Raw genomic sequence first — 18,314 nt, 5'->3', positions numbered from 1 at the left:
CCATGAATCCACAGGTCCTTATCGTCGACGACGATCCGGTCGTACGCGATCTGCTTTGCAAGTTTCTGCAGTCGAACGGCTTCGATGCGTCCGTGCTGCATGACGGCACCCATTTGCAGCGTCGTCTCGAGCGTGAGCGGCCGTCGGTCGTCGTGCTCGACATCATGATGCCGAACACCGACGGCCTGCGCGCGCTCACTGCGTTGCGCGCCGCCGGCGACGACATCCCGGTGATCTTCGTGACCGCGCGCGGCACGGTGGCCGACCGCATCGTCGGCCTGTCGCTCGGCGCGGACGACTATCTGACCAAGCCGTTCGATCCGCGCGAACTCCTCGTACGGATCCAGACCGTGTTGCGCCGGCGCGGGCCGTCCACCACGAGCGCGCCCGAAGCACGCAAGCGCTATCGCTTCGGTCCATTCGAACTGGACTTCGCCACGCGCTCGCTGACCCGCGACGACGCCAAGCTGCCGCTGCGCGACAGCGAATTCGCGCTGCTGAAGATCTTCGTCAACAATCCGTACAAGGTGCTGTCGCGCGTGCTGATTCACGATCTCGTGCATCGCGACAACCTCGCGTTCCGCGACCGTAGCCTCGACGTACCAATCTGGCGCCTGCGCCGCGTGATCGAAGACGACCCGTCGAACCCGTGCTACGTGCAAACGGTGCGCGGCAGGGGCTACGTGTTCGTGCCCGACGCCAACGGCACACCCTTCGAGGACGGGGCCGCCCCGAGCGCATGAGAAATCCGCTGAACACGCTGTTCGGCAGAATGGCATTGCTGTCGGCGGCGGTGCTGTTCGCGATTCAGGCGAGCTGGTTCGTGCTGGTGACGATGCAGCCGCCGCGCCACGAAATCGACGGCTTCGCGCGCGGCATTCTGCTCGTGCTGCAGGCGATCAACGGCGAGCCGATCAAGGGCGCCGCGCTCGCGCCGGCGATGCGCGTGCATCTGGTGCCCACCTGGAACATGCCGACCAGCGTGCATCTGCGCGAGCCGCACGAGCATATGGTGGTCGAACTGAGCCGGCACCTGCGTGAGAACCTGCCGGCCGGCACGCAGATCGCCGTCGACGATCTGCGTCCGCCGCAACTGTGGGTGCTGGTCCCGGGCAAGTCGAACTGGGTCGTCGTGCCGGTCGACCTGCCGCCGCCGCCGCGCTTTCTGATCGAATCGGTGTCGATGCTGGTCGCCGGGCTGATCCTGTCGTTGTTCGCGGTGTGGCAGATGCAACGGCCGTTGTCGCGCGTGGCCGATGCGTCGCGGGCGTTCGGCTCGGGCGGCCGGCCCCAACCCGTGCCGGTGCAGGGCCCGCGCGAGCTGCGTGACCTGATCGGCTCATTCAACGACATGATGCGGCGCCTGAACGAAGCCGGCGACGACCAGGCGGTGATGCTCGCCGGCGTCGCGCACGATCTGAAGGCGCCGCTCACGCGCCTGAAGCTGCGCGCAAGCGTGCTGGTCGACGAAAACGAGCGCGCGGGCCTGATTCGCGACGTCGATTCCCTGACCAACATCGTCCAGCAGTTCCTCGAATTCGCGGGCCAATCGGCGGACGCCGGACCGCCCGTCGAAGTCGACGAGTTCTTGCGCGAGCAGTTTTCCTCGGGCGATTACGCGGAGGCCGCTGAAACCGCCGAAGCGGCGGACCCCGCCGAAACACCGCTGTTCGCGCTCGATCTGCGCGCCGGCCCCTCGTTCACGCTGCCGTGCACGCTGCTCGACCGGCTCGTGACGAACCTCGTCGACAACGCGCTCGAACACGGCATGCCGCCGGTGGAAATCTCGACCGCGTGCAACGACCGTCATTGGACGATCAGCGTGCGCGACCACGGCGCCGGCATTCCCGACGACCGCATTGCCGCGGCGATGAAGCCGTTCGTGCGGCTCGACGCCGCGCGCGGCGGCGAAGGCCATTGCGGGCTCGGTCTCGCGATCGTCGCGCGGCTCGCGCACGATCGCGGTGGACGCTGCCTCGTGCGCAATCACGCGCAGGGGGGGCTCGAAGTGCGGATCGAATTGCCGGTGGACCCGGCGCTGTCGTAAGGATGCTCGCAGGCAAACGCGGCGCGGACCAGACACTTACCTGCCCTTACCACATCGACTGTCGCGCGGGGTGCGGCCTTATAGTCACCCCCGGCAACCTCGATGCAGCCCTTCCCGGTCCGCCCGCACCTCTGCGGCGGACTTTTTTTTGCGCTGTAGGAAGGCCACCAAAGCGCGCCAGCGAAGCGCGTCAATGCACGAGCCGATTGCGCAGCGCGTCGACCGTCGGCGTGGAAAGACCGAGGCCTTGCGTCAGGTAGCTCGCCATCGTGCCGTAGCTCGCCTGCACCTGGTCGAAGCCCGCCTGCAGATAGTTCTCGTCGACGTCGAGCAACGGCGCTCTCGCCGTCGCGATGGCCGCGCCTTCCTGCGCGCGCAGCGTGGTGGTTTGCGCGGCGATCGATGGCGCGAGATAGACGTTGCTGAGCAGGTAGTCCTGCATGATCACGTCGAGCGGAACGTTGGCGATGCTGAGCAGCAGCGCCGCGACCCAGCCCGCGCGATCCTTGCCCGCGTTCGAGTGGAATAGCTGCGCGCCCGTGCCGTCGGCGAGCGCGCCGAGCAGCGCGCCATAGGCGGCTCGCTGCGGGCCGCCCGTCACATACGCGCGCGCCTGTGCCTGCATGAACGCGACGGCGTCGACGGGAGAATCGACCGGGGGCGCGACGAAGTCGTTCGTGCCGAGCACGTTCAGCGTCGAGGATGTCGCGCCGCTCGGCAGCACGTCGGCGGTGCGTGCGATTTCGGCGGGCGTGCGCAGGTCGCAGACCGACGCGATACCGAGCTTGTCGAGCGTCGCCGTGTCGGTGCCGCTCAGCGTCAGCGCGTTCGCGCGATAGAACACGCCGCGCCGCATCTGTTTGCCGTCGACGGTCAGATAGCCGGCACCCGCGCCGCCGACATCGCGGAAGTTGCTGACCGACACGAGCCGCGGCGTAGCCGGCTGATCGGCTTCGAGACTACCGCCGCAGGCGGACAGCAGCGTGCTGCCGAAACCCGCGGCCAGCATCGCACCGGCCGAGCCCCTCAGAAAGCGCCGCCGCGCCGCCGACGCTTCGCCGGGCATGCCGCGCTCCACGAGCACGGTCGTGCTCGCAAGGGCGCGGAAAGGCGAACGGTTTTTCGCGGTAACGGACATCGGGGCGACAGGTGTATAGGAGGATTGCGCGGGGCAGCCGGGGCTGCAGACGCAGTTTAACGTTGACCAGGAAGTTTTGCGTTACATCGTAGGGGTTAGTAAGAAAAAAGAGGGACGGTTGGCCCACTGATTTCCGTTCCCTTGCGGTGCCTTATCGGCCGTCACCTCGCGCACGCCCTTTTTGACTCCAACTGGCCTCACGACGCCGCATCCCCGTAGAATACGGACACCCTCCCATCCGGCCCCCGCAGGCACAAGAAACCTGGAGACCACAACAAAACATGTCTTCTCTCCAATGGTTCACCGAGCTGACCCCGCGCGAGCGTCGCACGCTATTCGCCGGTTTCGGCGGATACGCGATCGACGCATTCGACTTCATGATCTACTCGTTCCTCATTCCGACGCTGATCGCGACGTGGGGCATGAGCAAAAGCGAAGCAGGCATGATCGCCACCGGCTCGCTGATTTCGTCGGCGATCGGCGGCTGGCTCGCCGGCATTCTTGCCGATCGCCACGGCCGCATCCGTGTATTGCAATGGACGATCGTCACCTTCGCGATCTTCACGTTCCTGTCTGGCTTCACGCAGTCGTTCTGGCAGTTGCTCGCCACGCGTACGCTGCAGGGCATCGGCTTCGGCGGTGAGTGGTCGGTCGTGACGATCATGATGGCCGAGACGATCCGCTCGCCACAGCATCGCGCCAAGGCGGTCGGCACCGTGCAGAGCAGCTGGTCGTTCGGCTGGGCGGCCGCGGCGATCGTCTACTGGGCGGCTTTCGCGCTGCTGCCGGAACAGTACGCGTGGCGCGCGTGCTTCTGGGTTGGCCTGCTGCCCGCCGCATGGATCATCTATATCCGCCGCAACGTCAGCGACCCCGACATCTTTGTCGCGACGCGTCGCGCGCGCGAAAGCGGCATCAACACGTCGCACTTCATGCAGATCTTCTCAGCCGCGCATCTGAAGACGACTGTGCTCGGCAGCGCGCTGTGCACCGGCATGCTCGGCGGCTACTACGCGATCACGACGTGGCTGCCCACCTATCTGAAGACGGAGCGCCATCTGTCGGTGTTCAATACGAGCGGCTATCTGATCGTGCTGATCGTCGGTTCGTTCGCCGGCTATATCGTCGGCGCGATTCTGTGCGACAGGATCGGCCGGCGCGCGTCGTTCGTGCTGTTCGCGGTCGGCTCGTTCGTGCTCGGCATGGTCTACACGATGCTGCCGATCACCGACGCGATGATGCTCGCGCTCGGCTTCCCGCTCGGCATCGTCGTGCAGGGGATTTTCGCGGGCATCGGCGCGTATCTGTCGGAGCTGTATCCGAACGAAATCCGCGGCTCGGGGCAAGGCTTCTGCTACAACCTCGGGCGCGGGCTCGGCTCGTTCTTTCCGATACTCGTCGGCACCTTCGCGCAGACGATGACGCTCGTGAAGGCGATGGGCATCGTCGCGGGCTCGGGGTATCTGCTCGTGATCGTCGCCGCGTTGTGCCTGCCGGAAACGAAGGGCAAGGTGCTAGGGGCGGCCGGCTCCGCCGCTTGAGATCGTCTGACACCGCAGTTCCCAATCATGAAAACGATCGTACTCGGCGGCGGCGTCATCGGCGTCGCCACTGCTTTTTATCTGTGCCAGCAAGGCTGCGACGTGACGGTGATCGAGCGCGAACCCGACGTCGCCCTGTCCACGAGTTTCGGCAACGCCGGCGTGATCGCGCCGGGCTACGTGACGCCATGGGCCGCGCCCGGCATGCCGGCGAAAATCCTCAAGTACCTGTTCAAGCCGGCCTCGCCGCTGATCTTCCGGCCGACGCTCGATCCGGCCCAATGGCGCTGGATCGCGCGCTGGCTGCGCGAGTGCGACCTCGACCGCTTTCGCGTGAACAAGCAGCGTATGCAGCGCATCGCGTACTACAGCCGCGCTTGCCTGCACGAATTTCGCGGCCGTCATCCGTTCGATTACGGCCGCAGCCAGGGCTATCTGCAACTGTTTCGCAGCGAGTACGACGTCGAACTCGCGCAGCCGGCGCTCGCGGTGCTGCGCGATGCGGGCATCGTGCATCGGGAAGTCAGCGCCGCGCAGTGCGCGGAGATCGAGCCGGGTCTGCACTGGGCGCGTCAGGCGCCGTTCTCGGGCCTCTATCTACCCGACGACGAAGCCGGCGACTGCGCGCGCTTCACCCGCGAACTGCGCGCGATCTGTGAACGCAATGGCGTGAGCTTTCGCTTCGACACGCGCGTCACGTCGCTCGATGTCGAGGGAGCGACGGTGCGCGGCGTGCATATTCAAAGCGAGCGGGGCGCGCAGACGCTGCCGGCCGACGCAGTGGTCGTCGCGCTCGGCGTCGATAGCGCGGCGTTGCTCGCGCCGCTCGGCGTGAAGGTGCCGCTCTATCCGGTGAAGGGCTATTCGGCCACGCTGCCTGTGACCGACGAGGAAAAAGCGCCACGGGCGGCACTGATGGACGAATCGCTGAAGACGGCGATCACGCGCTTCGGCAACAACCTGCGCATCGCGGGTACGGCGGAGCTCGGCAATCGCCAGACGACGTTGCGCGAGCAGGCGCTGCAAACGCTGCTCACGGTGCTGCGCGACTGGTTTCCGCACGCGGCCAATCCGACTTCCGCGCACTTCTGGGTCGGCCGCCGGCCGATGACGCCCGATGGCGCGCCGCTGCTCGGCCCGTGCAACATCGACAACTTATGGCTGAACCTCGGGCACGGCTCGACGGGCTGGGCGATGTCGATGGGCTCGGCGCGCGTGGTCGCGGATCTGATCGCGCAGCGCAAACCGGAGATCGATCTCGACGGTCTGACGCTCGCGCGCTATCGCCAATGAGGCGGACATAACGCACCGCGACGAGGCAAAAGAAAACCGGGCTCCCCCTTTCAGGCGAGCCCGGTTTCTTTTTTACTGCATTGCTTTCCCGCTACAGGTGCCCTTCATGGGGCGTCTTGTCGTCTCCACGTCTTCCTGCAAATCGTGGCCGGCGCGCGCGGCATGGAACTCCAGGCACGCACACCGGCTGAAGACGCTTAACGCGGCAGTTCCGAATGCCCCATCAGGAACGCATCGACCGAACGTGCGCACTGACGGCCTTCGCGAATCGCCCACACCACGAGCGACTGGCCACGGCGCATGTCGCCTGCCGTGAACACCTTGTTCACCGACGTGTAGTACGCCTTGTCGCCCTCGGTCGTGGCGCGCACGTTGCCGCGCGCATCCTTGTCGACGCCGAACGCTTCGAGCACCGGCGACACCGGCTGCGTGAAGCCCATCGCGAGCAGCACGAGGTCGGCCTTCATTTCGAATTCGGAGTTCGGCACTTCGACCATCTTGCCGTCCTTCCATTCGACGCGCGCGGCGATCAGCTTCTCGACCTTGCCGTTCTTGCCTTCGAGACGCTTGGTCGCGACCGCCCAGTCGCGCTCGCAGCCTTCCTCATGCGACGACGACGTGCGCAGCTTGATCGGCCAGTACGGCCATACGAGCGGCTTGTTCTCTTCTTCCGGCGGCTGCGGCAGCAGTTCGAACTGCGTGACGCTCTTCGCGCCATGACGGTTCGACGTGCCCACACAGTCGGAACCGGTATCGCCGCCGCCGATCACGACGACGTGCTTGCCCTTCGCGACGAGCTGGTTCGGCACTTTGTCGCCCGCGTTGACCTTGTTCTGCTGCGGCAGGAATTCCATCGCGTAGTACACGCCTTCGAGCTCGCGGCCCGGCACCGGCAGATCGCGCGGCGTTTCGGAACCACCGGCGATCACGACCGCGTCGAACTGTTCGTTCAGTTCGGCCGGCGTGATGGTTTCCTTCGCCGTGTTGCCGATGTGCGCCGGCAGCGAGTCCGGCTTGCCGATGAACACGTTGGTGCGGAACGTCACGCCTTCGCCTTCCATCTGGCGCATGCGGCGGTCGATCTGCCACTTCTCCAGTTTGAAGTCGGGGATGCCATAACGCAGCAGACCGCCGATCCGGTCGTTCTTCTCGAACACGGTCACGTCATGACCGGCGCGCGCGAGCTGCTGCGCGGCCGCGAGACCCGCGGGGCCCGAGCCGACCACGGCGACCTTCTTGCCGGTCTTGTGCTTCGGCGTTTGCGGCGCGACCCAGCCTTCGGTCCAGGCTTTGTCGATGATCGCGTGCTCGATCGACTTGATGCCGACCGGGTCGTCGTTGATGCCGAGCGTGCACGCAGCTTCGCACGGTGCCGGGCAGATGCGGCCCGTGAACTCGGGGAAGTTGTTGGTCGAATGCAGCACTTCGATCGCGTTCTTCCAGTCCTGACGGAACACCAGGTCGTTGAAGTCCGGGATGATGTTGTTGACCGGGCAGCCGCTGTTGCAGAACGGAATGCCGCAGTCCATGCAACGCGCGCCTTGAATCTTCGCTTCGTCGTCGGTCAGTGCCGCGACGAATTCCTTGTAGTGCTTCACACGCGTGAGCGGAGCCTCGTACGTCTCGTGGCGACGTTCGAACTCGAGAAAACCGGTTGCCTTGCCCATGTGGTTCTCTTCTCTATCTGTATCTAGGGGTAATCTGGACCCGCCACGCGTCGATTGGTCGGAACGCGGCGGGTACGTCTAAAGTTGACTTCCGTGAAGGCAGCTCAGGCGGCGAGCACTTCGCTGTTCGCCTTCTTCGCGGCGAGTTCGCCGAGCGCGCGCTTGTATTCGGTCGGGAACACCTTCACGAACTGACGGCGTGCCGCGTCCCAGTTTTCGAGCAGCGCCTTCGCGCGCGGAGAGCCCGTGAACTGGAAGTGACGCTCGATGAGCCCCTTGAGCAGCGCTTCGTCGGTCGTGCCACGATGCCACACGCCCTGATCGACCGTGCGCTCCTGTTCGGCCTGTTGCAGCACCGGTTCGAGCGCGACCATCGACTTGTTGCACTTGCTCGCGAACATGCCGTCCGGATCGAACACGTACGCGATACCGCCCGACATGCCGGCCGCGAAGTTACGGCCCGTCTCGCCGAGCACGACCACCGTGCCGCCCGTCATGTATTCGCAACCGTGGTCGCCCGTGCCTTCGACGACCGCCGTCGCGCCCGAGTTACGCACGCAGAATCGCTCGCCGGCCACACCGCGGAAGAAGGCTTCGCCTTCGATCGCGCCGTACATCACCGTGTTGCCGCAGATGATGTTCTCTTCCGACTTGCCGCGGAAATCGTTGGTCGGACGGATGATGATGCGGCCGCCCGACAGGCCCTTGCCCACGTAGTCGTTGCCGTCGCCGACCAGATCCAGCGTGATGCCCTTCGCGAGGAACGCGCCGAAGCTCTGACCCGCGGTGCCCTTCAACTGGATGTGGATCGCGTCGTCCGCGAGTCCTTCGTGGCCGTACTTCTTCGCGATCGTGCCCGACAGCATCGCGCCGACCGTGCGGTTCACGTTGCGCACCGGCTGGATGAACGACACGTGCTCGCCTTTCTCGATCGCTGCCTTCGCCTTCTCGATCAGCGTGTGGTCGAGCGCGCGGTCGAGGCCGTGATCCTGCACGTCGACGTGCTTGCGCGCGACTTCAGCCGGCACTTGCGGCTGGTAGAACACACGCGAGAAGTCGAGGCCCTTCGCCTTCCAGTGCTCGATACCCTTCTTCGTGTCGAGCAGTTCCGCGCGACCGATCAGGTCGTCGAACTTGCGGATACCGAGTTGCGCCATGATTTCGCGCGCCTCTTCCGCAATGAAGAAGAAGAAGTTCACGACGTGTTCCGGCTGGCCCTGGAACTTCGCGCGCAGCACCGGATCTTGCGTCGCGACGCCGACCGGGCACGTGTTCAGATGGCACTTGCGCATCATGATGCAGCCTTCGACGACGAGCGGCGCCGTCGCGAAGCCGAACTCGTCAGCGCCGAGCAGCGCGCCGATCACGACGTCGCGGCCGGTCTTCATCTGACCATCGGCCTGCACGCGGATACGGCCGCGCAGCTGGTTCAGCACCAGCGTCTGCTGCGTTTCGGCGAGACCCAGTTCCCACGGCGTGCCCGCATGCTTGATCGACGACAGCGGCGATGCACCCGTGCCGCCGTCATGACCGGCGATCACGACGTGGTCGGCCTTCGCCTTCGCGACACCCGCGGCAACCGTACCGACGCCCGACTCCGACACGAGCTTCACCGAGATGCTCGACGACGCGTTCACGTTCTTCAGATCGTGAATCAGCTGCGCCAGATCTTCGATCGAGTAGATGTCGTGGTGCGGCGGCGGCGAAATCAGGCCGACGCCCGGCACCGAGTACCGCAGCTTGCCGATGTATTCCGACACCTTGTGACCCGGCAGCTGACCGCCTTCGCCCGGCTTCGCGCCCTGCGCCATCTTGATCTGGATCTGGTCGGCCGACGCGAGGTACTCCGCCGTCACGCCGAAGCGGCCCGACGCGACCTGCTTGATGCGCGAGCGCAGCGAATCGCCTTCCTTCAACGGAATGTCGACGACCACTTCGTCGCCGATCACGGACTTCATCGTGTCGCCGTTCCTGATCGGAATGCCGCGCAGTTCGTTGCGATAACGGTTCGCGTCTTCACCGCCTTCACCGGTGTTCGACTTGCCGCCGATGCGGTTCATCGCGACGGCGAGCGTGGCGTGCGCTTCGGTGCTGATCGAGCCCATCGACATTGCGCCGGTCGCGAAACGCTTGACGATTTCCTTCGCCGGCTCGACTTCGTCGAGCGGGATCGCCTTGGTCGGATCGAACTTGAACTCGAACAGGCCGCGGAAGGTCATGTGGCGCTTGGTCTGATCGTTGATCAGATGCGCGTATTCCTTGTACGTCTGGTACGAGTTGCTGCGCGCCGAGTGCTGCAGCTTGGCGATCGCATCCGGCGTCCACATGTGTTCTTCGCCGCGCACGCGGTACGCGTACTCGCCGCCCGCGTCGAGCATGTTCGCGAGGACCGGGTTGTCGCCGAATGCTTCGCGATGCAAACGGATCGCTTCTTCCGCGACGTCGAACAGACCAATGCCGCCGACTTTCGACGACGTGCCGTGGAAGTACTTCGACACCAGATCCGCGGCAAGACCGACCGCTTCGAAAATCTGCGCGCCGGTGTACGACATGTAGGTCGAAATACCCATCTTCGACATGACCTTCTGCAGGCCCTTGCCGACTGCCTTCGTGAAGTTGTAGACCGCCTTCTCCGCCGACAGGTCGCCCTTCAGGCCGGCCGCGAGCTGGCTCAGCGTTTCCATCGCGAGGTACGGGTGCACGGCTTCCGCGCCATAGCCCGCGAGCAGCGCGAAGTGGTGCGTTTCACGCGCCGAACCGGTTTCGACGACGAGACCCGTGCTCGTGCGCAGACCCTGCTGCACGAGGTGCGTGTGGATCGCGGCCGTAGCGAGCAGCGCCGGAATCGCGACGTTGTCGCGGTCGGTCTTGCGGTCCGACACGATCAGCATGTTGTAGCCGGACTTGACCGCATCGACGGCTTCCGCGCACAGCGACGCAAGGCGTGCCTCGATGCCTTCCTTGCCCCAGGCGACCGGATAGCAGATGTTCAGTTCGTACGAGCTGAACTTGCCGCCGGTGTACTGATCGATCGCGCGGATCTTCGCGATGTCCTTGAAGTCGAGCACCGGCTGCGACACTTCGAGACGCATCGGCGGGTTGATGTTGTTAGTGTCGAGCAGGTTCGGCTTCGGGCCGATGAACGACACGAGCGACATCACCATGTTTTCACGGATCGGGTCGATCGGCGGGTTCGTGACCTGCGCGAACAGCTGCTTGAAGTAGTGATAGAGCGTCTTGTTCTTGTTGGACATGACCGCGAGCGGCGAATCGTTGCCCATCGAGCCGACGGCTTCCTCGCCCGCTTGCGCCATCGGCGCCATCAGGAACTTCAGGTCTTCCTGGGTGTAGCCGAACGCCTGCTGGCGATCCAGCAGCGCAGCAGCTTCGCGGCGTTCCGTCACGACGTCTTCGGCCTTCGCCTCGATCTCGTCGAGCTTGATGCGCACGGCGTCGATCCAGCTCTTGTACGGCTTGGCGTTCGCGAGGTTGTCCTTCAGTTCCTTGTCGTCGATGATGCGGCCGTGCTCCATGTCGATCAGGAACATCTTGCCCGGCTGCAGACGCCACTTCTTGACGATTTTCGACTCGGAAATAGGCAACGTGCCGGCTTCCGACGCCATGATGACGAGGTCGTCGTCGGTGACGATGTAGCGCGCCGGGCGCAGACCGTTACGGTCGAGCGTCGCGCCGATCTGGCGGCCGTCGGTGAACGCGATGGCGGCGGGGCCGTCCCACGGCTCCATCATGGCGGCGTGGTATTCGTAGAACGCGCGGCGATTTTCGTCCATCAGCGTGTGCTGTTCCCAGGCTTCCGGAATCATCATCATCATCGCGTGGACGAGCGGGTAGCCGGCCATCACCAGCAGTTCGAGACAGTTGTCGAACGATGCCGTATCCGATTGGCCCGGATAGATCAGCGGCCACAGCTTCGGCAGATCGTCGCCGAGTACGTGCGAGGCGATCGCGCCGGTACGCGCGTTCAGCCAGTTGACGTTGCCCTTCACCGTGTTGATTTCGCCGTTGTGGGCGATCATGCGGTACGGGTGAGCCAGTTCCCACGCCGGGAACGTATTGGTCGAGAAGCGCTGGTGCACGAGTGCGAGCGCCGAGATGGTGCGGTCGTCCTGCAGGTCGCGGTAGTACACACCGACCTGGCCCGCCAGCAGCAGACCCTTGTAGACGACCGTGCGCGCCGACATCGACGGCACGAAGTATTCCTTGCCGTGCTTGAGCTTCAGCGCCTGGATGCGATGGCTCGCGGTCTTGCGGATGATGTACAGCTTCCGCTCGAGCGCGTCGGTCACCATGATGTCCTTGCCGCGGCCGATAAAGATCTGGCGGATCAGCGGCTCGCTCGCCTTCACGGTCGGCGAGATCGGCATGGCGTGGTCGACCGGCACGTCGCGCCAGCCGAGCACGACCTGACCCTCGGCCTTCACCGTGCGCTCGAGCTCCTGTTCGCAGGCGATGCGCGACGCGTGCTCCTTCGGCAGGAAAATCATGCCGACGCCGTATTCGCCAGCCGGCGGCAGCGTCACGCCCTGCCGGGCCATCTCTTCGCGATAGAAGCCGTCCGGAATCTGGATCAGGATGCCCGCGCCGTCGCCCATCAGCGGGTCGGCGCCGACGGCGCCCCGGTGATCGAGGTTCTCGAGAATCTTCAGGCCCTGCTGGATGATTTCGTGACTCTTGTGGCCCTTGATATGGGCGACGAAGCCGACGCCGCAGGCATCATGCTCGTTTTGCGGGTCGTACAGACCTTGGGCGGCGGGAACCGGGTGAATCGGTTGCTGGTGATCGTTCATGGGGACACCGTCTGTGAGGAGGCCGGACAGGCCGTTAAACCATTGTGCTTTTGCCGCAGTGCGCTTCGTGACCACGACGGCGCTCTTCTCGCAGCAAGACTGCGCGGGACGAAAAGCGTCGGAAATCGGAATATACGCGACGAATCAAGGAAATAGCAAATAAAACCTATTGATCGGTCCCCGATTATCAAATTGGTGCAGTGCGGTTATTTTTTATTGGTGCCATATCAATTTGGGGCAAAAGAAAACGGCATCCGACGTGCCGTCTTCATGCAGTCCCTTGATGCAAAACACTTTAATCGGATTTAAAGCGGCTCTATCGGCGCCGCCGGGGCATCGCCCTGCCGCCGCCTCACTGCGTATGCGGCGTCTCGCGCACCTTGCGTGGCCGGCCACGCGGTAGGGGTGACACACGTCGGTTGGCGGCGCGCGCCGCCCATTCGCGGTACGTGTCGCTGCCGAGCACCCAGCCCTTCAACGTGGCTTGCTGGAGCTGGCTTGCCTCGCGCTCATCGAGCGGCTGCTCGCACAGTTCGCGATAAGCACGCTGTCGCTCGAACGGCGTATTGCCGAGCGACCAGTAGAGGGGGTGATCCGTGATCAGACTGTCGAGGGTGAGGCCGATGTGATGACGGTAGCTCGACCAGCGATAATCCTCGGCCGCGTTGACCAGCTGCAAGCGCACCGGACACATTTCCACGACCCGGCTCGCAAGCAGGAAGTAGCGCTCACCCTCGATCACGGTGGCCCGGTAACGGCCTTCCCACAAGGTGCCGCGACGCGCATAGCGCCGGTTGAAGTGCGCGACGTAGCGCCGCCCGACGGCCTGCATCGCCTTGGGCAGGCTCGACTCCTCGGTGGGCGTGACGAGCAGTTGCACGGCGCCCGGCATCAAGGCGTAAGCGTGGATGGAAAGGTGATGGTCCCGGGAGGCCGCCTTCAGACAGTCGATGAAAAGCTCGTAGTCCTGGTCGTCGACGAAGGCGGGCTGCTGGTCGAGCCCGCGGAGGATGACGTGCTGCGGCTGGTCGGGGACATAAAGACGTGCAAGCCGTGCCATGCTGGAGTATCCAATAGTCGCGTTGGTATATACCCGAAGGTCCGAAGAGCCGCATGGGCGCAAGGTTCGGCGCCATGCGGCCAAGCCAGAAACCACGCGGTGCTTAGGGAGAAAACTCTAACCGCCGCGTATGGTTTGTTTCAAACGTTGTAGTCATAATGAGCGGGCCTTTTTTGGAGGAGCACATATGAAATTAAAACAGGCCGTAACGGGGATGGCAGTGCTAGCCTGCATGAGCACGGCAGCGCACGCACAATCGGCCGGCACCATTTTCTTCTCGACGGGCTGGTTCCATCTGGCGCCCCAATCGAGCAGTGACCCACTGACCGTGACCAGCATTGGCGGTAGCCCAACCAACATCACCGAAGCCAACACCGGCGCCTCGCTGAGTTCGGCCGATACCATCGGTTTCACCGCCGGCTACTTCGTCACCGACCATATCGCAACCGAATTCGTCATTGGCATCCCCCCTACTTTCGACCTGTACGGCACGGGCAGCTTCGCGCAGTTCGGCAAGCTCGGGCAGGCCAAACAGTGGAGCCCGACGCTGCTGTTCAAGTACTACTTCAACGCGCCGACTGCTTCGTTCCGCCCGTATCTCGGTCTCGGTGTGAGCCGCATCTGGTTCACCGACGCACACATTTCCAACAGCGCATTCGAAGCCAACGTTCTGCATGGTCCGACCAGTGTGTCGACGGATAGTTCGTGGGTACCTGTGTTTAATGCGGGCTTCACGTACGCCTTCAATCAGCATTGGTTCGCCGGCGTGTCGATCTCGTACCTGCCGCTCAGCACGACCGCAAAGCTCACTTCGGCATCGGCCACGCCGGTCGGCACGCTGACCGTGCAATCGCAAACCAAGATCAAGCTGAACCCGATCGTCACTTACGTCAACGTCGGTTACCGTTTCTAACGCTTCGCTAGAGCGGGTAGCTTGAATTAGGGTAGTCGAATTTTCGCGACCTGGGGAACGCCGTCATCGAACCGATCACGGCGTTTGCATTTGGCGTCTCCGTTGCATCGGGATGGCAGCGTCATCCGGCATCAGCGTTTGTAAATTTGACGCGAATTCGGCGCGTCCATGTGCAAAATCCGGCGACGATACGGGCACGCCCCATCCTGTCGCGAGCCGCACGCGTGCAGCGGTGCCGGCGATGCAGCGCTTGGCATCGAAGTTGCGTTTAGATGGCGTTTCCTACGCGACGACGTGATACTGCGTCTGCGCATAGCGTGTCCGCGCGACGATGCGCGGGGCCTTTCAACTCATCGACGGAGCGACCATGACAGCACTTCCAAATACGCGAGACGCCCTCGGCGAATCCTGGACCAGCGCGAGTCGCCGCGCGCGGCGCATCGCTCGCCACAGCCGCCACGCGGCCGAAGACATCGCGGTCGAGTTGCGCACCCTGCTGTCGGAACTCGAATCGACCTTGGCCGACGGCACGCAGGCCGACGCCGTGGCCCTGCGCGGCAGGCTGCGCAAACAGTTGGACGCCGCGCGCGAGCGGCTGAACGACACGCGCGACGCGATGCGCGATCGGGCGGGCGTCGCGATCTCGGACGCCGATCACTACGTGCATGAAAATCCGTGGCAGACGATTGCGATCGTCGGCGGGCTTGCGCTGGTGGCGGGGGCGCTGTTCGCGTCCCGTTCGCGATGAAGCCTTGCGCGGTTTGACGGTGCTGGCAAGGGGGCGCGACGGCCGCTTCGATGCGGCAACGCTGAACGTTACCCCCTTGCCGCGCCGAGCCGCCAGCGGCTAGTTATCGTCGATCACGAACAGCCGCCGATACTCCTTCAGCGCGTAACGATCGGTCATCCCCGCGATGTAATGCGCGATCAAACGCGGCTGACGCGTCGCATCGGCCGACTGATAGTCCGGCGGCAGCAGCCGCGGGTCGTCGGTGAACGCGTCGAACAGGCCGACCACGACGCGGCGTGCCTTGTTGGCCATGCGCATCACGCGATAGTGACGGTACATGTTTCTGAACAGGAAGCGCTTGAGCGCCGCGGCCTGCGCGGCGATCGCATCACTGTGCGCGACGAGCGGGGGCGCCGCGCGCACGTCGTCGAGTGACGCCGGCGCGTAGCGCGCGAGATTGGCCCGCGTCGTTTCGATCAGATCGACGATCAGCGTATTGATCACGCGCCGCACCGTCTCGTGAATCAGCCGACGCCCCTCGATCTGCGGATAGTCGCCGCGCGCCGCCTCGCAGTGCGTCTGCCAGAGTTCCACTTCGGCGAGCTGCTCGAGCGACAGCAGACCGGAGCGCAGCCCGTCGTCGACGTCGTGATTGTTGTACGCGATTTCGTCGGCGACGTTGGCGATCTGCGCTTCGAGCGACGGTTGCCGCCCTTCGAGAAAGCGCTCGCCCAATGTCCCGAGCCGGCGCGCGTTGTCGCGCGAGCAATGCTTGAGAATGCCCTCGCGCGTCTCGAAGCACAGGTTCAACCCATTGAACGCTCCGTAGTGCTCTTCAAGTTCGTCGACGACCGTGAGGCTCTGCAGGTTGTGCTCGAAGCCGCCATGCTCGCGCATGCATTCGTTCAACGCATCCTGGCCGGCATGGCCGAACGGCGTATGGCCGAGATCGTGTGCCAGCGAAATCGCTTCGACGAGATCTTCATTGACGCGCAGGTTGCGCGCAACCGAGCGCGCGATCTGCGCAACTTCGAGGCTATGGGTGAGGCGCGTGCGAAACAGGTCGCCCTCGTGGTTGACGAATACCTGAGTCTTGTATTCGAGCCGCCGGAATGCGGTCGAGTGGACGATGCGGTCGCGGTCGCGCTGAAACTCGGTACGCGCGCTCGGCGCGGTTTCCGCATAGCGACGCCCACGCGACTGGCTCGAATGCGCCGCGTACGGCGCGAGATGCGCTTCGAGCGCCTGCTGGGTCGGCGCGGGGACGGCGGGTGTGGCAACCGCGGCAGCGGCATCCGCGGTGCTGACCGTGGCGGCGATGACGCCGTTCCCGGCGCCTGCGCGCGCGCTCGTCGTGTCATGCTGGATATCGTCGCTGCGCCTGTCAGTCACCGGGTCCTCCGAAACATGGGCGGCGCCTCGTGACGCGGGTGCGTGAAGCGTGGCTGAAGGGCCGTGTTGAATCTAGACGGCGGCGGCCAGCGTCGCATGCACGTCGGCGTCGGGCGCGCGGGTGATCAGTGTCTCACCGAAACGCTTCAGCAGAATGAACTTGATCGCGCCGGCTTCCGCCTTCTTGTCGATCTGCATCAGCTCGATGTAACGATCCGCGCCGAGCGCGGGAGCACGAGTGGGCAGATGCGCGGCAAGCACGACGTCGACGAGCCGCTTGCGAGACGCTTCATCGAGATGGCCGAGCCTCACCGACAGATCCGCCGCCATCACCATTCCGCAGCCGACCGCCTCGCCGTGCAGCCACTCGCCATAGCCGAGTCCGGCTTCGATCGCGTGGCCGAACGTGTGACCGAAGTTGAGGATCGCGCGCAGACCACCTTCGCGCTCGTCCTGCGCCACCACCGACGCCTTGATCTCGCACGAGCGTTTGACTGCCTCGGTCAACGCCTCCGGTTCACAGCGGTTCAAAGCCTCGATATTGGCCTCGATCCAGCTGAAGAATCCGGCGTCGGCGATTGCGCCGGTCTTGATGACCTCGGCGATGCCCGCCGCGAGTTCGCGTTCGGGCAACGTACGCAATGCGCCGATGTCGGCGATCACCGCCCGAGGCTGGTAGAACGCGCCGATCATATTCTTGCCCAGCGGATGATTGATGCCGGTCTTGCCGCCGACCGACGAATCCACCTGCGACAGCAACGTGGTCGGCACCTGGATGAACGGCACGCCACGCATGTAGCAGGCGGCGGCAAACCCGGTCATGTCGCCGATCACACCGCCACCGAGCGCGATCAGCGTGGTCTTGCGGTCGGCGCGCGAGCCGAGCAGCGCGTCGAAGATCAGGTTCAGCGTCTGCAGATTCTTGTGTGCTTCGCCGTCCGGCAAAACCACCGTGGACACCTGCTTGTTCAGCGGCGCAAGCGCTGCGCGCAGCTTGTCGCCGTAGAGCGGATCGACGGTGCTATTGGTGACGATCGTGACCGAGTTGCCGGCGATATGCGGCGCGAACAGCGCGGTCTGGCCGATCAGGCCGGCACCGATATGGATGGGGTAGGCGCGCTCGCCCAGTTCGACGTTGACGGTAATCATACGGTCCATTATGACGCAGGATGTTTGGCGACGCCGGCCATCTCGAGCTGCATCAGAACCATGTTGACGAGTCCGTTGACCGAGGGCCGGCCGGTTTCGATCACGAAGTGCGCGCATTCGCGGTACAGCGGGTCGCGCACTTCATAGAGCGCTTCGAGGCGCGCCTTGGGGTCTTCCGTTTGCAGCAGCGGGCGATTCTTGTCGCGCCGCGTGCGCAGCCACAGGTCATGCGGATTGGCGCGCAGATAGATCACGAGGCCACGGCTTTTCAACGCTTCGCGGTTTTCCGGCCGCAGGACTGCACCGCCGCCGGTCGCGAGCACGATATTGTCGCGCCCGGTCAGCTCGGAGATCACGCTCGCTTCGCGATCGCGAAAGCCCGCTTCGCCCTCGAGCTCGAAGATCACGGGAATGCGCGCGCCCGTGCGCGCCTCGATTTCATGGTCGGAATCGAAGAACGGGCGCTCGAGACGGCGCGCAACCGCCCGACCCACAGTGGTTTTTCCTGCCCCCATGAGCCCTACGAAAAAAACATTGGCGTGTGCGTCCCGCGCTTGCAACGGTGTCCTCTGGCTA

The 18,314-nt window shown here is 64.5% G+C and carries 13 protein-coding genes; 6 read left to right on the top strand and 7 right to left on the bottom strand.

Going from position 1 to position 18,314, the window contains the following annotated elements; genetic code table 11:
* Positions 1 to 2: 2 nt before the first annotated feature.
* Positions 3 to 743, top strand: coding sequence for a response regulator (locus tag HDG33_RS26205; protein WP_184035675.1), 741 nt, complete (start codon positions 3 to 5; stop codon positions 741 to 743).
* Positions 740 to 2,047, top strand: a complete 1,308-nt coding sequence (locus HDG33_RS26200; protein ID WP_184035673.1) for an ATP-binding protein — start codon at positions 740 to 742, stop codon at positions 2,045 to 2,047. Before HDG33_RS26205 ends, HDG33_RS26200 begins: the two co-directional genes overlap by 4 nt.
* Positions 2,048 to 2,237: 190 nt before the next feature.
* Here the strand turns inward: HDG33_RS26200 and HDG33_RS26195 are convergent, their stop codons facing one another.
* Positions 2,238 to 3,113, bottom strand: coding sequence for a tyrosine-protein phosphatase (locus HDG33_RS26195; RefSeq protein WP_184035671.1), 876 nt, complete (start codon positions 3,111 to 3,113; stop codon positions 2,238 to 2,240).
* A gap of 353 nt (positions 3,114 to 3,466) precedes the next feature.
* Between HDG33_RS26195 and HDG33_RS26190 the strand changes: the two genes are divergently transcribed.
* Together HDG33_RS26190 and HDG33_RS26185 are read left to right on the top strand one after the other, a co-directional pair.
* A complete protein-coding gene (locus tag HDG33_RS26190; RefSeq protein ID WP_184035669.1) occupies positions 3,467 to 4,726 on the top strand; it encodes an MFS transporter in 1,260 nt (419 codons plus the stop codon).
* 27 nt (positions 4,727 to 4,753) lie between these two features.
* A complete protein-coding gene (locus HDG33_RS26185; protein ID WP_184035667.1) occupies positions 4,754 to 6,019 on the top strand; it encodes a D-amino acid dehydrogenase in 1,266 nt (421 codons plus the stop codon).
* A gap of 197 nt (positions 6,020 to 6,216) precedes the next feature.
* Here the strand turns inward: HDG33_RS26185 and HDG33_RS26180 are convergent, their stop codons facing one another.
* The 3 genes from HDG33_RS26180 to HDG33_RS26170 all read right to left on the bottom strand — a co-directional run bounded on the left by HDG33_RS26180 (position 6,217) and on the right by HDG33_RS26170 (position 13,554).
* Complete coding sequence (locus tag HDG33_RS26180; RefSeq protein ID WP_184035664.1) at positions 6,217 to 7,686, bottom strand: glutamate synthase subunit beta; 1,470 nt, start codon at positions 7,684 to 7,686, stop codon at positions 6,217 to 6,219.
* Positions 7,687 to 7,790: 104 nt separating this feature from the next.
* On the bottom strand, positions 7,791 to 12,494 hold the full coding sequence (locus HDG33_RS26175) for a glutamate synthase-related protein (RefSeq protein ID WP_184035662.1): 4,704 nt from the start codon (positions 12,492 to 12,494) through the stop codon (positions 7,791 to 7,793).
* 352 nt (positions 12,495 to 12,846) lie between these two features.
* Positions 12,847 to 13,554: a transposase gene (locus HDG33_RS26170; RefSeq protein ID WP_013090727.1), complete on the bottom strand. Its 708-nt coding sequence runs from the start codon at positions 13,552 to 13,554 to the stop codon at positions 12,847 to 12,849.
* Positions 13,555 to 13,741: 187 nt separating this feature from the next.
* On the opposite strand from HDG33_RS26170, the gene HDG33_RS26165 reads away from it, so the two are divergent.
* Complete coding sequence (locus tag HDG33_RS26165) at positions 13,742 to 14,467, top strand: OmpW family protein (protein WP_184035660.1); 726 nt, start codon at positions 13,742 to 13,744, stop codon at positions 14,465 to 14,467.
* Between the two features lie 367 nt (positions 14,468 to 14,834).
* Positions 14,835 to 15,215 carry a YqjD family protein gene (locus HDG33_RS26160; RefSeq protein ID WP_013090729.1) on the top strand — a complete coding sequence of 127 codons (381 nt, stop codon included), beginning with the start codon at positions 14,835 to 14,837 and terminating at the stop codon, positions 15,213 to 15,215.
* Between the two features lie 99 nt (positions 15,216 to 15,314).
* Here HDG33_RS26160 and HDG33_RS26155 read toward each other — a convergent pair whose 3' ends face one another.
* The 3 genes from HDG33_RS26155 to HDG33_RS26145 form a co-directional block, all read right to left on the bottom strand.
* Complete coding sequence (locus tag HDG33_RS26155) at positions 15,315 to 16,517, bottom strand: deoxyguanosinetriphosphate triphosphohydrolase (RefSeq protein WP_311541596.1); 1,203 nt, start codon at positions 16,515 to 16,517, stop codon at positions 15,315 to 15,317.
* A 144-nt stretch (positions 16,518 to 16,661) separates the two neighbouring features.
* Positions 16,662 to 17,747: a 3-dehydroquinate synthase gene (aroB, locus tag HDG33_RS26150; protein WP_184035656.1), complete on the bottom strand. Its 1,086-nt coding sequence runs from the start codon at positions 17,745 to 17,747 to the stop codon at positions 16,662 to 16,664.
* Positions 17,747 to 18,298: a shikimate kinase gene (locus tag HDG33_RS26145; RefSeq protein ID WP_090802131.1), complete on the bottom strand. Its 552-nt coding sequence runs from the start codon at positions 18,296 to 18,298 to the stop codon at positions 17,747 to 17,749. The genes aroB and HDG33_RS26145 overlap by 1 nt, the downstream gene beginning before the upstream one ends.
* Positions 18,299 to 18,314: the final 16 nt, after the last annotated feature.

Source organism: Paraburkholderia sp. Cpub6, from assembly GCF_014201065.1.
GTDB classification, from domain to species: domain Bacteria; phylum Pseudomonadota; class Gammaproteobacteria; order Burkholderiales; family Burkholderiaceae; genus Paraburkholderia; species Paraburkholderia tuberum.
Note: the sequence above shows the minus strand (reverse complement) of the source record. Positions and strands in the feature narration are given on the sequence as shown.

What these genes read in the sequence shown, in the direction of transcription:
- HDG33_RS26190 (WP_184035669.1), top strand. Translation starts at nt 3,467, where the DNA reads ATGTCTTCTCTCCAATGGTTCACCGAGCTGACCCCGCGCGAGCGTCGC.
- HDG33_RS26160 (WP_013090729.1), top strand. Translation starts at nt 14,835, where the DNA reads ATGACAGCACTTCCAAATACGCGAGACGCCCTCGGCGAATCCTGGACC.
- HDG33_RS26195 (WP_184035671.1), bottom strand. Translation starts at nt 3,113, where the DNA reads ATGCCCGGCGAAGCGTCGGCGGCGCGGCGGCGCTTTCTGAGGGGCTCG.
- HDG33_RS26205 (WP_184035675.1), top strand. Translation starts at nt 3, where the DNA reads ATGAATCCACAGGTCCTTATCGTCGACGACGATCCGGTCGTACGCGAT.
- aroB (WP_184035656.1), bottom strand. Translation starts at nt 17,747, where the DNA reads ATGGACCGTATGATTACCGTCAACGTCGAACTGGGCGAGCGCGCCTAC.
- HDG33_RS26175 (WP_184035662.1), bottom strand. Translation starts at nt 12,494, where the DNA reads ATGAACGATCACCAGCAACCGATTCACCCGGTTCCCGCCGCCCAAGGT.
- HDG33_RS26180 (WP_184035664.1), bottom strand. Translation starts at nt 7,686, where the DNA reads ATGGGCAAGGCAACCGGTTTTCTCGAGTTCGAACGTCGCCACGAGACG.
- HDG33_RS26165 (WP_184035660.1), top strand. Translation starts at nt 13,742, where the DNA reads ATGAAATTAAAACAGGCCGTAACGGGGATGGCAGTGCTAGCCTGCATG.
- HDG33_RS26170 (WP_013090727.1), bottom strand. Translation starts at nt 13,554, where the DNA reads ATGGCACGGCTTGCACGTCTTTATGTCCCCGACCAGCCGCAGCACGTC.
- HDG33_RS26185 (WP_184035667.1), top strand. Translation starts at nt 4,754, where the DNA reads ATGAAAACGATCGTACTCGGCGGCGGCGTCATCGGCGTCGCCACTGCT.
- HDG33_RS26200 (WP_184035673.1), top strand. Translation starts at nt 740, where the DNA reads ATGAGAAATCCGCTGAACACGCTGTTCGGCAGAATGGCATTGCTGTCG.